General features: G+C 55.4%; 12 protein-coding genes. All 12 read left to right on the top strand.

Annotation, left to right across the window (positions count from 1 at the left end; all coding sequences use genetic code 11):
• The first annotated feature begins 2 nt into the window (after positions 1-2).
• The 12 genes from HRU79_03265 (at position 3) to HRU79_03210 (ending at position 13,387) form a co-directional block, all read left to right on the top strand.
• Positions 3-1,103 carry a ferredoxin--NADP reductase gene (locus tag HRU79_03265; protein QOJ25721.1) on the top strand — a complete coding sequence of 367 codons (1,101 nt, stop codon included), beginning with the start codon at positions 3-5 and terminating at the stop codon, positions 1,101-1,103.
• 24 nt (positions 1,104-1,127) lie between these two features.
• Complete coding sequence (locus tag HRU79_03260; GenBank protein QOJ25720.1) at positions 1,128-1,553, top strand: Rrf2 family transcriptional regulator; 426 nt, start codon at positions 1,128-1,130, stop codon at positions 1,551-1,553.
• Between the two features lie 40 nt (positions 1,554-1,593).
• Positions 1,594-2,214 (top strand): superoxide dismutase, encoded by a 621-nt coding sequence (locus HRU79_03255; GenBank protein ID QOJ25719.1) that lies wholly within the window; start codon positions 1,594-1,596, stop codon positions 2,212-2,214.
• Positions 2,211-2,879, top strand: a complete 669-nt coding sequence (locus HRU79_03250; protein ID QOJ25718.1) for an LON peptidase substrate-binding domain-containing protein — start codon at positions 2,211-2,213, stop codon at positions 2,877-2,879. Before HRU79_03255 ends, HRU79_03250 begins: the two co-directional genes overlap by 4 nt.
• Positions 2,876-3,439 (top strand): aminoacyl-tRNA hydrolase, encoded by a 564-nt coding sequence (locus tag HRU79_03245; protein ID QOJ25717.1) that lies wholly within the window; start codon positions 2,876-2,878, stop codon positions 3,437-3,439. The genes HRU79_03250 and HRU79_03245 overlap by 4 nt, the downstream gene beginning before the upstream one ends.
• Before the next feature lie 334 nt (positions 3,440-3,773).
• A complete protein-coding gene (locus HRU79_03240; GenBank protein QOJ25716.1) occupies positions 3,774-5,777 on the top strand; it encodes a hypothetical protein in 2,004 nt (667 codons plus the stop codon).
• Positions 5,778-5,829: 52 nt separating this feature from the next.
• Entirely contained in the window at positions 5,830-6,174 is a 345-nt protein-coding gene (locus tag HRU79_03235; GenBank protein QOJ25715.1) for a hypothetical protein, read from the top strand.
• Positions 6,175-7,392: 1,218 nt separating this feature from the next.
• On the top strand, positions 7,393-7,620 hold the full coding sequence (locus HRU79_03230; GenBank protein ID QOJ25714.1) for a hypothetical protein: 228 nt from the start codon (positions 7,393-7,395) through the stop codon (positions 7,618-7,620).
• 444 nt (positions 7,621-8,064) lie between these two features.
• The gene (locus HRU79_03225) at positions 8,065-10,074 is read left to right on the top strand and encodes a hypothetical protein (protein QOJ25713.1); all 2,010 of its coding nucleotides are present in this window, start codon (positions 8,065-8,067) and stop codon (positions 10,072-10,074) included.
• An 11-nt stretch (positions 10,075-10,085) separates the two neighbouring features.
• The gene (locus HRU79_03220; protein ID QOJ25712.1) at positions 10,086-11,021 is read left to right on the top strand and encodes a hypothetical protein; all 936 of its coding nucleotides are present in this window, start codon (positions 10,086-10,088) and stop codon (positions 11,019-11,021) included.
• Between the two features lie 111 nt (positions 11,022-11,132).
• A complete protein-coding gene (locus HRU79_03215) occupies positions 11,133-12,038 on the top strand; it encodes a hypothetical protein (GenBank protein QOJ25711.1) in 906 nt (301 codons plus the stop codon).
• Positions 12,035-13,387, top strand: coding sequence for a hypothetical protein (locus HRU79_03210; GenBank protein QOJ25710.1), 1,353 nt, complete (start codon positions 12,035-12,037; stop codon positions 13,385-13,387). Before HRU79_03215 ends, HRU79_03210 begins: the two co-directional genes overlap by 4 nt.
• The last annotated feature ends 25 nt before the right edge of the window (positions 13,388-13,412 follow it).

The following is a 13,412-nucleotide window of genomic DNA, read 5'->3' as shown; positions in this document are numbered from 1 at the left end:
CCATGGCAGTTCGTTTTTACCAACTTGAGGTTGCCTCTGTTAACCGCGAAACCGCCAATGCGGTTTCGATCACGTTTGTTGTACCGCCCAACGTGCAGGAGATGTTCCGGTACAAGAGCGGACAATACCTGACCATACGTTTGTTTATTAATGGCGAAGAACACCGCCGGAGTTATTCTCTCAGCAGCAGTCCTGCGCTGAACGAGCCCATGCAGATCGTTGTTAAACAGGTCCGCCAGGGCATTGTGAGCCAGTGGCTAAACACCGAGTTGCGAGCCGGGATGACGCTGGATGTGTATCCGCCGATGGGCAATTTTACCCGCGAGCTGAACCCACACAACAGCCGTCACTACGTGATGGTGGCAGGGGGCTCAGGCATTACGCCCATTTTAAGTCTGCTGAAATCAGCGCTGCACATCGAATCCAACAGCGTGGTTTCGCTGGTGTATGCAAACCGCTCTGCCGACAGTATCATCTTTGCTAACGAAATTGAGGAACTGCGGAAAGCCTATCCGGTAAACCTTCGGGTATTCCATGTTCTGGAAGACGCCGGCGGACCGGTGCCACCGGCATTCACCGGCATGCTTGACGAAGAGCTTACACCCCGCGTTATTGCGCACGTTGCCCCCGCCCTGGGTGCCGTAGATGCCTTTGTCTGCGGTCCCGAAGGCCTGATGCAGAACGTGGTGAACGCCTTCCAGCAGGCCGGATTGCCTGCCGAACGGATTCACCGCGAGTACTTTACAGTGTCGGCCGACGCTCAGCCGGCGGTAGCCGGCGGACCGGATGCCGGACCTGCTGATGCCGCAGAGCCGGCCCACCCGGTAGCCCGCACGGTTACCATCCGTCTGTACGGCGCCGAGCACACCCTTGTTGTAGAACCCGGTGAAACGATCCTTGCGGCAGCACAGCGCGAAAACCTGGATCCGCCGTACGCATGCCAGATTGGTGCCTGCTGTACCTGCCGCGCCAAAATCATCACCGGGAAGGTGGTTATGGATGTACGGGAAGCCCTCAGCGACGAAGAGATTGCCGAAGGGTACGCCCTTACCTGTCAGAGCCACCCGCTTACCGATAACGTTTTTGCCGATTATGACCAGTAACGGGCGCGGGAGCGCCACACCACCATGCTCCGTTTATCTAAAAAAGTTGAATACGCACTCCTTGCCATGCAGCTCATGGCGGCGCGCCCGCACAATGTGGTGAGCGCCAAGGATATCAGTGTGCGGTTTAACATCTCGGCAGCACTCGTGGCAAAGGTGCTCCAGGCCTTAACCAAGGCCGGCCTGGTACAGTCGTACTACGGAGTGAACGGCGGCTACGAGCTTGCACGCAGCGCTGACACCATCAGCGTGCAGAACGTGGTGCAGGCCATCGAGGGTCCGCATACCGGCATCGTGGACTGTCAGGTAACCCCAAACGGCTCCTGCTCCGTACTGCCGCACTGCACCATCCAGCAGCCGCTGGCCGTACTCCATCACCGTTTAGAATCAACACTGGCATCGATGACCGTTGCCGAACTCTCTGCAGCCGTTACCGCTGAACCTGCGTGAACGGCACAACAGTTTTTTTACCATCTCAAGGAGAACCACCATGAAAGAATGGGCATTTAACCCCCGACCGTATTCCGACGATGAAGCAAAGGATTTGCTTAAAGATGTGATATCGCCGGACACCGCCAACTGGCACTACAACACCCACCACAAGGGATATGTAACCTTTTTAAATAAAATCGAGGCTGCCCTGCCCAATGCCGATAAAGGCGCGGCAAACGGGAACTGGAGCGACTTTGGTGAGCTGAAACGCCGGCAAACCTGGAACCATGCCGGAGCACTCCTGCACGATGTGTACTGGGAAGTGTTGGGCGGTAACGGCGATGTGAATGCCGGACCCGATATCAAGGCTGCCATCGAAGCAGAGTTCGGCTCGGTTGATGCATGGAAGGCCGACTTTAAAGTCACCGCCGTGGCTGCCAAACTCAGCGGCTGGGGCGTGCTGTGTATTGACAAACTGTACAGCGGACGTTTATTGAACGTACTGGTGGACGAACACCACTACGGAGCAATCTGGGGCGGTATCCCGCTGATCTCCTGCGACGTGTTCGAACACGCCTACTACCACAAAGATGGTCCGGGCAGGGCCACATATATCGAAAACTTCCTAAATTGCCTTCACTGGGAACGAATTAACCAACGTTACGTACAGTTCAGGTGATACTCTCTATTCTGCCATTGCCAAAAGTGCTCCTGCCGGGAACTCAGTTGCCGGTACACATCTATGAGCCGGAGCAGCGGCTGTTTGTTGTGGAAAGCATGCGCAACCAATCGGTGTTCGGCGTAACCCTGATAGAAGGGAACAGGCTGAACACCGTTGGATGCACGGCACGCGTGGTTATGATGAACCGGAATTTCCCCGATGAACACATGGAGCTGGTGATTGAAGGTGTACAGCGTTTTAAAATCCGTAAGGTGCTGGAACATAACCGACACCATGCGCTGGCCAAGGTTTTCCTGATACCGGAGCAGGCAGAACCGTTCGACCTTAAGCTTGTTACCGACAGCATTGCTACCTATAACGAAGTTGTTCAGAAGATTTTTGGCAAGGGCAATTTTGTTATCGACCTGACCAACCTTCCGGATGACAACCTCTCGTACATCATGGCTACCAAGGCCGGTCTGGATATTGACCAGATGCAGATTATCCTGGAACTGAAAACCGAAAACACACGCCTTGAAGTCCTCACCGAACACATGCGCCGTATCCTGCCCACCCTTGAAAATGCCGAAACCAGGTATCGGCTGATGCGGTACGATGGCTACCTGCCACCCCAACGGTTCCCACCGTTCAACCCGTTCAACCCGTTTGACTTCCGATTATGATCCTGCTGTGCGGTTTGGGTAATCCGGGGGCTGAGTATGCCGGGACCCGACATAATATCGGCTTCATGGCCGCCGATGCCATTGCCCGCCACTTCAATGTTACGTTTTCCAAACAGTCACGCCTGCTTGGCAAACCCCTGTTCGAGAGCGCTGCCCTTACCCATGCCGGCACCCGCTACACGGTGATAAAGCCCCTTACCTTTATGAATAACTCCGGTAGCGCGGTTGCCTACGTTGCCGGTAAACTTGGCATCGCCCCCACACAAATCGTGACCATGGTTGATGAGTATAACTTCCCGGTAGGCACCGTGCGGCTAAGCTTTGGGGGAAGCTCGGGCGGACACAACGGCACGCAGGATGTGATTGACCGGCTGGGCACCCGCGACTTCTGGCGCCTGCGCCTTGGCATCAGCCGCGACTTCGGACCGGGCGAGCTGGTACAGTACGTGCTGAGTCCGTTCCCACCAAACCAACTCGGTGATGTGACAAACATGCTGGAGTCAGTGCAGGATCTGAAGATTCTAAAGGGGCTTCAGACAGACGCAGGTCGGGGCAGATAACACAAATAAACCAAACGGGATACAAACGAAAGTTGAACAAACGTGTTAATACGTACGTATTTTTATGTACATTGTGTGTGGTTTTTGTGTAGTTTGCAATTGTCGTCGTTGATGACGGGGTCAGGTATAGCGGGGAAAGTAGGGGTCGCTGGTATAATGTTCGTACGCAAATCTACGTAGGCAGAACTGTGTAAGTTGTTGGACCTCATAATTTTACATAGAAATACTGAATGTTTTTTTTATGGTTTGTCAGTACCTTTGTGTGTGCGACACCGTATGGCTGATTGTACCCATGGGGTTGCGCGGAGAACAAAGGGAGAACAAAGAAAACTAAATGTTACGCCTCGTTGATTCAGTGACCAGATGGCTCTGCCGTGTTGACCTACGGCTTCCATGTAACAAGCACACGAAAACTGTAATTCTGGTGTATTTGTTTGCTGTTTTTTGCGGTACCGGAGCCTGGTCACAGCCGTACACGAACAACGTTGGTATCGGTACTACCACGCCTGATCCGTCGGCGGTTCTGGAATTGCAGTCAACAGACAAAGGGTTGCTGATTCCACGGTTAACGCAGCAGGAGCGCGACAACATTGCAATGCCGGCCACCGGCCTGGTGATTTACAACACCTCCACCAACACCCTTCAGTATAACATCGGCACCAAGTTCAGTCCGATCTGGGTTTCGATGCTGTATATTAATGTTGATGGCGGGTCGGGGTCAAACGTGTTCTGGTCATTGATGGGTAACGACTCCGTGAACCCGTCAAAACATTTCCTGGGAACAACCAATCAGCGTCCGCTGATCATCAAAACCGATAACACCACCCGAATGGTTTTCACGCCAACGGGCGAGGTGGAGATCACGGGGAACACTCTGCTTACGGGTGAGTTAAATCTGGGCGGCCAAACCTCGGCACTGCTGCTTGACGGCAATGCAGGTGTTGCGGGCCACATTCTGGTATCCCGTGGTCCGGGTGCCACCCCCAAGTACACCGACTCACTGTCACTGAGCAGTCTGCTGGTCACCGGTCCTGCCACGTTTACCGATTCCGCACGGTTTTCGCTTCTTCCCGAATTCCCGCTGCAGTACGGCAACATCCTGGTTGGCGATACCGCCAACATCGCACGTCCGCTTAGCCCGGGCATGGAAGGTTCGCTGCTCCAGGTGTTTAACGGTACACCCACCTGGGTACGTCCGGATCAGGCCAACTACTGGTCACTTTCCGGCAACACAGGTTTAGACGCATCGAACTTCCTGGGGACGCTTGATGCTACCGACCTGCAGTTTGCCACCAACTCACAGCTTCGGGCGCGGTTCACTGCCGGCGGCGACTTCGTAGTGGATGTGCCAACGGCCATCACCGGCACATTGTCGCTGAACGGTACGGCCTCTGCCCTTGTCCTGAACGGCAATGCCGGCGTTGCCGGCGAGGTACTGGTATCGCAGGGTACGGGAGCTACGCCAACCTACACGTCGAAACTTACGCTAACCGAACTCACGGTAAGCGGACCAGCCCTTTTTACCGATACTGCCACCTTTACCAACCTGCCAGTTCTGCCGCTGCAGACTAACCACCTGCTGGTGGGCAATGCACAGAATATTGCTGCTCCGTTAGCACCGGCGGGTGACAGTACCTTCCTGGCCATCTTTAACGGTCAGGTGCAGTGGTTCAACCTTGGTTTGCTGCTGCGCAACACCGCCTGGATTGTTGGCGGAAACACAGCAGTACAATCTCCAATTCTTGGAAATCTTGACACCACCGGTGTCCGCAACCTTGAGCTCTACGCCGGCGGCCGTCCGATGATTGTTCTGAACGGAACTGCCTACACCACCGAACTGAACACGCCGGTAAACCTGAACGGTGCCAACCTGCCGCTTAGCTTTAATGGCAATGCGGGCAGTGCCGGACAGGTTGTGGTATCGTCGGGCCCGGGCCTTACCCCGCGCTATACCGATTCACTGCAGCTTTCATCCCTGACCGTTACCGGTGAATCGTTCTTTGCCGATACTACCACCTTTGGTCTGCTGCCCAGGATGCCGCTAACCAGCGGTTACATGCTGGTGGGCGATAGTACCAACCACGCCGTCCCCATGGCGCCCGGTATGGAAGGCTCGATGCTACAGGTGTACAACGGCGTACCCACCTGGGTAGCACCTGCCCAGGCAAACTACTGGTCGCTCGATGGTAATGCCGGCACCGGCACAGCCAATTTCCTGGGCACCACCGATGCCAATGACCTGCGGTTAGCCACCAACTCACAGCTGGAGTGGTCCTGGTGGACACACGGGGTGATTTCAAATCTAGGAAAGAGCAATGAACATCCACCTCGCATTTAGATGAAGCAAAACGTCGCGCCCTGAGATGGTAGCTGGGGACGCCGGTCGGAGCTTGGCATCGACGTGCGACTATCGTACTGATGGTCCTGAAAGCGGCAGTGGATGCACAAACTACAGGAAGGGCCCGTACTTTTCCAGCAAAATCTTTAAGAACTGGAGCAGTGACAGACATCCAACGTCGCACACTGGTTTGCATGATGCAAAAGCATTAAAAGATCGCGACCTGAGACGGTGGCTGCGGACGTACGCTAACCTCCAGTGGCCGTTAGCTTGGCATCGCCGATCGGTCGGCGCTATCATGCGCACTGACAAGCGTACGCCTTGGAGCCGCCAGCTGCCGGGCAGAAGATGGACACCTGACGAGGCTTGCGCGAAGTACGGTGCAGCCTTGGCGTAAGCGGTCGCTTGGAACGCGGCAGAATGGGAAACCCTGGCCAGTTTTAACAAGCGATGTCGATCTGTTGCCGCTCGCGCTGGAACCATAAGTCTGGAATCTCGCGGCGACAGCAGCTATGAGGCGCGTACGTGACTGTGGTATCGCGGACCATGCGCCACCGCGGGAGATCGTACCTGTGCACTAGATTGGGCTCGGATACCGCATCCTGCAGTGCCACGCATTGCTGCGGCCGAGGTGATGGACCCAGTCGGTCCTGAACCCGACCGAACTGATGCAACAACGAGCGCCTACACTGGAGCTTGTCGACAACGGACCTGCAACTTCAGAAACTAAACAACTTGCGATGTCGACGACTTGAGACGATGGAACGTGACTGTTGCGTCCCGACCACGCTGCGCCACGAGACGAGATTGCTGATGCGAATTAAGAAGTGATAGACGTCCCCTCGTAGATCCAACCACGTTCCCAGTGGATCAGCCACCGTTGTTCTCACGGTAATGCATCAATCAGCATTACGCGCAATCGGCGTATCAACACGTTCGATTGCGGCGAGACATATTCGGCGTTAGCTTAACCTTGTTAAAACCAGGAAGACAATGGACAGGAACCTCAGTTTTATCACAAGAGTGGGATGAACACACAACTTGGCTGAGTCTTTAATTGCGGGTTGAAGCATCCCGACCGGCGTCGCATTCGCGTGTCATCTTAGCGACTTGCACGCCCACAGGTCTTCAGCTCAATGGTTACCAGGTCAACAAACAGCGCACCACTACTCGAATGCCTGCCTCAACAATAACGCGCAGCCCGGTGACCGCGCGTTACGGAATCAGGCACTCAGTGAGATTTCGAACCTCGACCGTGAATGTACGGTCGACGAACATTACCGGCGATGATCACGGATAAGACCGCGAACAGTTAATGACGGCGTTACTGGGCGGTAGTGCCGGACAGATCACCTAACGTTTGATAAGCACGCGCAGCTACGTCACCCATCCACCAACCAGCTGGCTGTAAGCCACACATTTATGTTAGCCGGTGACGGTAGATTTGGGACAATCTTGAGTTTGGTCGACTCGGGCGTCGCATCATCTCCAAGCAGGCGCCACCAGTTCTATGGACGGGCCATCATTCAGGTTAAGCACGGCAAATCTACCAGCATTATACGATTTACAACCAGGCTTAAGACACCATTGCCGGGGCACGCGCTCTGCAGGTTCCTTGTGGAAGCGGCGAGACACGATCGGACACACCACTGCGCTTCTGCACGCTGGCGGTGTGTGCGCGCAGTGCGCGTACCGGCCGGATAACTACGCACTGCGGCGCCGACGGACAAACCGTAATCTGTATCCAGCCGCAGCAGTATATCCACCAGCTGACTCAGTACGGTTCGCAGCGATGCCAATCGGCGCGGCAGGCTATATCCTGACCGCCAGTATTCGCCTGTGACCTGTACTACGTCGTTCGACGCTGTGCAAAGCAAACCTGCAAACTGCAGACGACGCCAGCCATTGGTATCCGCACCACAACACCGGTCTGCGGAAACGCCACCAGCGAACTTCAAGACCGCCGCGCCGCCAGCCGCAGTAGGCGGCGTTGCGCACAACGTGACCAGCATCAGCGGTTGCCGGCCTTGACGATCTGCTGAGCAACGCCACCGGCGTCAGCCAGCCACACTCGGATGTCCACGGTCGAGCGCAACGATTTGCGCAGTCGAGCTTTATAATGCCCAGCCCACGGCAACACACGAAATGCACGGTTCAGCACGTTAGCCGCACCCGGCAAATCCGCCGGCAGGGGCGTTACACGCCACCTCCCGCCGTATGACGCGCTGATTGACGCCACGGCGACGTCCTGAACCAACTACTTTCGTAACCAAAAACACCTACCCTAATGTGTCCATTTTGCGACCCACAGCTTCGGGCAACCTTTACTGCCGGCGGCGATTTCTTGGTTGACGTACCAACGGCCATCACCGGCACACTGTCGCTGAACGGTACGGCCTCTGCCCTGGTCCTGAACGGCAATGCCGGCGTTGCCGGCGAGGTGCTGGTATCGCAGGGTGCGGGAGCTACGCCTGCCTATACCTCGAAACTTACGCTAACCGAACTCACGGTAAGCGGCCCGGCCCTTTTTACCGATACTGCCACCTTTACCAACCTGCCAGTTCTGCCGCTGCAGAATAACTATCTGTTGGTGGGCAATGCACAGAACATTGCTGCACCGTTAGCACCGGCGGGTGACAGTACCTTTTTGGCCATCTTCAACGGTCAGGTGCAGTGGTTCAATCTTGGTTTGCTGCTGCGGAACACCGCATGGAATGTTGGTGGCAATACAGCGGTACAGTCACCAATTCTTGGAAATCGTGACACCACCGGCATCCGCGACCTTGAGCTTTACGCCGGTGGCCGTCCGCTGATTGTTCTGAACGGAACTGCCTACTCCACCACGCTAAACACACCGGTAAACCTGAACGGTGCCAACCTGCCGCTTAGCTTTAACGGCAATGCGGGCAGTGCCGGACAGGTTGTGGTATCGTCGGGTCCGGGCCTTACCCCGCGCTATACCGATTCACTGCAGCTTTCAACCCTGACCGTTACCGGTGAATCATTCTTTGCCGATACTGCCACCTTTGGTTTGTTGCCTGTGATGCCGCTAACCAAGGGGTACATGCTGGTGGGCGACAGTACCAACCACGCCGTCCCCATGGCACCCGGTCTGGAAGGCTCGATGCTCCAGGTAAACAATGGTGTACCCACCTGGGTGTCACCGGCCGAGGCCAACTACTGGTCGCTCGACGGTAATGCCGGCACCGGTGCAGCCAACTTCCTGGGCACCACCGATGGTAATGACCTGCGGTTAGCCACCAACTCGCAGTTGCGGGCAACCTTTACCGCCGGCGGCGAATTCTTTGTTGAAACCCCCACACATATCAAAGCCCCTTTAAATCTGAGCGGTACAGGCAGCGCACTGCTTGCCAATGGCGACCCCGGCACTAATGGCTGGGTGTTGATTAGTAAGGGGGCTAACCAGACGCCCGCCTATACCGACTCGCTTGCGCTGAGGGGGCTGGCAACCTATAAGTCACTGGACATTCGCGGCGACAGCAGCCGGTTATACATTGACGGCTCTGCCGGTGACCCGGGTGACCTGCTGGTATCCGGCGGACCTGCTGCGCCACCGCGGTGGACAGATTCGCTCACCCTGGCTGCACTCACCGTGATTGGTGAAAGCAACTTCCTGGATACCGCATCCTTTAGTCAGTTGCCACGCTTCCCATTGCTGCACGGCCAGATGGTAGTGGGCGACTCCACCAACACCTCGTCGGTCCTGAACCCCGGACTCGAGAACTCGATGCTTGAAATCCGGAACGGAGAACCTGCATGGGTAGCTCCGCAGGGCGCTCACTACTGGAGCTTGTCGGGCAACAACGTAGGCTCTGCCAACTTCCTGGGAACCACCAACCCTGAAAACTTAAACTTTGCAACGAATAATGTTCTTCGACTAACTATTGGAGGAACCGATGGAAACGTGACTGTTGCGTCCCTTGCCGGACCACCCTCTGCTGCGCCACTGGACACAGACGAAGGGATTGTTGTAGCTGATGCTGCCGGGAAATTAACGAAGCGTGATAAGGACGTCCTCTTGGGCCTACTGGGTATAAGCGCAGGTCGTTACGAAAACACCACTGCTGCTCCGCAGTTTACCGTGGTAATTACGATGCCTACCGGTTTTGTTCTCAACGGTAATGCATCAATCAGCATTACGCCCGAAGCAACGTCGAGCGTATCAATAACACCGTTCGTGATTGCGGGGAGCCGCACAGCGAGCACCTTTTCCATCAGTTTCCCGGGCGGTTTAAACCCGGGAGAAGCCATTAACTGGCTTGTTAAAAATCCATAACGAGGAAGACAATGAAACAGGAAACCTCAGTTTTTTATCACAATACGGGAGTGTGGGAGATGAACACACAAACAATTGGTTCACAGTACTCACATTTTTTAATTCACAATTCATGGAGTTCTCTCATGAAGTTACATTCACTCTGGACCGGCGTCGCAGTTCTTGGCGCCATGCTCATCTTTAGTACGCAGGCATTTGCACAACTGCCTGTGCGCACACGGTCTTTACAGCTCAATGGTGCTACCAGTGGCTACTTCCAACAAACAGCTCCGGCTGCAACAACCACATACTCGTTGGAATGGCCTGCCTCAACCGGAATAACTGCAGGCAGCTCCGGTTACCTGCGCGTTACGGAATCAAGTGGCAATTTCACTTCGCAGTGGGTGGAGATTTCGACTTCACTCGTTGACGGTGCCGGTGCTGCCGGACAGGTTGCTTACTGGTCTGACCCGAACACACTTACCGGCGATGCCGACTTCACGTTCGATGGTACCAATGTGACCGTTGGTACAAGCGGAACAGGTGTTGTTATTGGATCAGACGGTACGGTTAACATGGGCGGTGTAGTGCTTACCCCGGGTACTACAGACTACACTCTAACGTTTGATAATGCAACAGCAGCAGGCAGCTACTACGTCACCCCATCCACCAACCAGGCTGGTGCCGGTACAGCCAACTACATTTATGTTAGCAACGGTGACGGTACGGGATCTTGGGTTGCGAGCCCGACAACAAATCTTGAGTTTGGTCGGACAGCCGGTAACGGTACCTATACCCAGACCATAACTCCAACAAGCATGAGCGCCACCGCAACGGTTCTGGTTACATGGACAGGTTTAAGTGCCAACATCATTCAGGTTACTAGCCAAACGGCAACATCCTTTACTGTCGAAAGCACGGCACCATTGGATATCACAGGATTTATCAACTGGCAGGTAAACTTTTAAGATTTATCATCCCATTGCCGGAGGCACAGCCTCCGGCTTCTGCAGCGCAGGTGTTCCTGTGCTGCAGAAGCAGCACAATGGTTGTGCGGCAGAAAAAGATTGTAACATAACGTGATACTTCGGACGCTACATACAACACCGGTAAACCTGCTGACAGTTCTTGCACTGCTGGCGGGTGTGGTGTGCGCTCATGCGCAGTTGCCGGTGCGTACCCGCCACGTGCAGCTCCTGAGTAATAACAATGCCAACTATACCGCACTGCGGAGCGCCGACGGACAAACCGTGAACTGGAGCCTTATCCAGCCTGCTACAGTAGGAACCACGGGCAGCCTGCAGCTCAGTACGGTGTCGGGCAGCGATGCCCAACTTTCATGGCTGGCACCGGGTGCGGCAGGCTATATCCTGGGTATTACCGCCGGCATTCCCGCCTGGGTTGACCCGGCTTCATACCTTACAGGGTCGTTCTGGACGCTGCTTGGCAACACCGGCACCAACCCTGCAACCAACTTCGTTGGCACGACCGACGCCCAGCCATTGGTTATCCGCACCACCAACACCGAGCGTCTGCGCGTAAACGCCACCGGCGAACTTGGCATTGGCACCACTGCCGCTGCCGGCTACAACCTGCATGTAGGCGGCGTTGCCGGCACGCCCAACGTGCGCCTGACCAGCCTTGCCTCTGCTCCCGTAACAGCCCTCTCACCCGGAGAAGGCGTGGTTACGGCTGACAACAACGGTGACCTCCGGAAGCGCAGTGCCTCGGACGTCCTGGCCGCACTCGGCATTGCCAAGGGCATATACACCATCGGTGTAGATGCCACTAGCTTTGTGGTCTCCACCGGAGCATTTGACTTGCTTCCCGGTGCTGTAATCAACGTTACCGTCCGCGGACCGGCCGCACCCGCCGTTCACGCAATGATTACCGCCGTAAACCCGGGTGCCGACAACTTTACCATTGTAACATCTGCCACCATTGGAATAGGCTACTCAATTCACTGGACAGTAATGAACCCATGACGCAGCACACACCATATCGCAGTAACCATGCCCTATGGCTCGGTGTAGTCATTGCAACTCTTTGTATTACATGGCAAGGGGCTTGGGCACAAGGCACATTATCGGACTCGCTGGTACTGCGCAACACCGTAAACGGCAGGCTAACCATCCATGCAAACACGGCCACCCTGCTTGCCGGCTCGTGGCGCATGCAGATGCCCCTTGCCGGAGCCCCCTCAGTGGGATCGCTCTTCCTGGGTGACAACATGGGGGCATTTACCGACATGAAGTGGCTCTCTGCCGGCACTCCCGGACAAATTCTTACGATTAACGGAGCAGGCTATCCGGCATGGACTACCTCTACCGGCAGCGGTATTCTGGAAGAAGTCACGGCCGGACAGTATAACATCCGTCGGAAATCTGCCTACACCAACGGTATCGTAGGAACCCCCGGACAGTACTCCATTGACCTGATGGGATTCCGGAGTGCCGCCTCACAAACCGCTTCGGGTGGATTTTCCGGCATCATTTCCGGTGCCCAGAACACCATAGCCGGTGAGTACTCACTCATTGGCAGTGGCTCGCAGAATTCCATTGGTGTTGCCGGCCTGTTTTCGTTTATTGGAACCGGAAACACCAACAGCGTAACCGGAAAGTACTCATCCATCGTCTCCGGCCTGGAATCCGGCATTACCGGCGACTTCAGCCTTGCTTCCGGGCAGCGCAGCTACGTTTCGGGATCATTTGCGGTAGCGCTCGGAAATAAAGACACCGTAACGGCCAAGGCCGGAATAGCCATTGGCGACAGTAACCGTGTCTCCGGTGAAAACGCCATTGCCATGGGCATGAACAACCGTGTAACAGGCATTGGCAGCGCCGCCTTAGGTATGAACAACGTTGTCACCGGAGCCGAAAGCATGGCCTTTGGCAAGGGTGCCAACGTTTCCAACAGCAAAAGCATCGTCTTTATGCATTCGCCATCGCTATCCGACGGTGACAGGACCAAGGTAGGAATCGACATCAACAGCCCGGCAACCTCCCTGGACGTTGACGGTGGCATCACCATTCGGGAAGGAGCCAACATTGTTGTGAACGCCAACAACTTTCCCGTCGGCGTTGGGAACCGATCGTACATCGTACTGAACCCGGCCGGTGCAAACCGGCTTGGGCTAACGCTGACACCCGGCCTTGCAGCCGGGCAGATACTGATTTTGCGTGTATTAAACGGACAACCCAATTTTATTGCCATGAACGACGTTCCGGCAGCAAACGTTAATTTAACCGGTGCCTGGGTAGCAGGAGCCGATGACACGATAACCTTAATTTGGAGCGGAGCACTCTGGGTGGAATTATCCAGGAGCAACAACTAACATTTTTTATAACTATTTGGGAGCG

This window comes from Ignavibacteria bacterium, from assembly GCA_015709655.1.
In the GTDB taxonomy this organism is placed as follows: domain Bacteria; phylum Bacteroidota; class Ignavibacteria; order Kapaibacteriales; family Kapaibacteriaceae; genus OLB6.
This window is presented reverse-complemented; position numbering and strand designations above follow the sequence as displayed.

Excerpts from the sequence above, each read along its gene's own strand:
- HRU79_03225 (QOJ25713.1), top strand. The coding sequence starts at position 8,065 with ATGTGTCCATTTTGCGACCCACAGCTTCGGGCAACCTTTACTGCCGGC.
- HRU79_03265 (QOJ25721.1), top strand. The coding sequence starts at position 3 with ATGGCAGTTCGTTTTTACCAACTTGAGGTTGCCTCTGTTAACCGCGAA.
- HRU79_03210 (QOJ25710.1), top strand. The coding sequence starts at position 12,035 with ATGACGCAGCACACACCATATCGCAGTAACCATGCCCTATGGCTCGGT.
- HRU79_03255 (QOJ25719.1), top strand. The coding sequence starts at position 1,594 with ATGAAAGAATGGGCATTTAACCCCCGACCGTATTCCGACGATGAAGCA.
- HRU79_03245 (QOJ25717.1), top strand. The coding sequence starts at position 2,876 with ATGATCCTGCTGTGCGGTTTGGGTAATCCGGGGGCTGAGTATGCCGGG.
- HRU79_03260 (QOJ25720.1), top strand. The coding sequence starts at position 1,128 with ATGCTCCGTTTATCTAAAAAAGTTGAATACGCACTCCTTGCCATGCAG.
- HRU79_03240 (QOJ25716.1), top strand. The coding sequence starts at position 3,774 with ATGTTACGCCTCGTTGATTCAGTGACCAGATGGCTCTGCCGTGTTGAC.
- HRU79_03220 (QOJ25712.1), top strand. The coding sequence starts at position 10,086 with ATGAAACAGGAAACCTCAGTTTTTTATCACAATACGGGAGTGTGGGAG.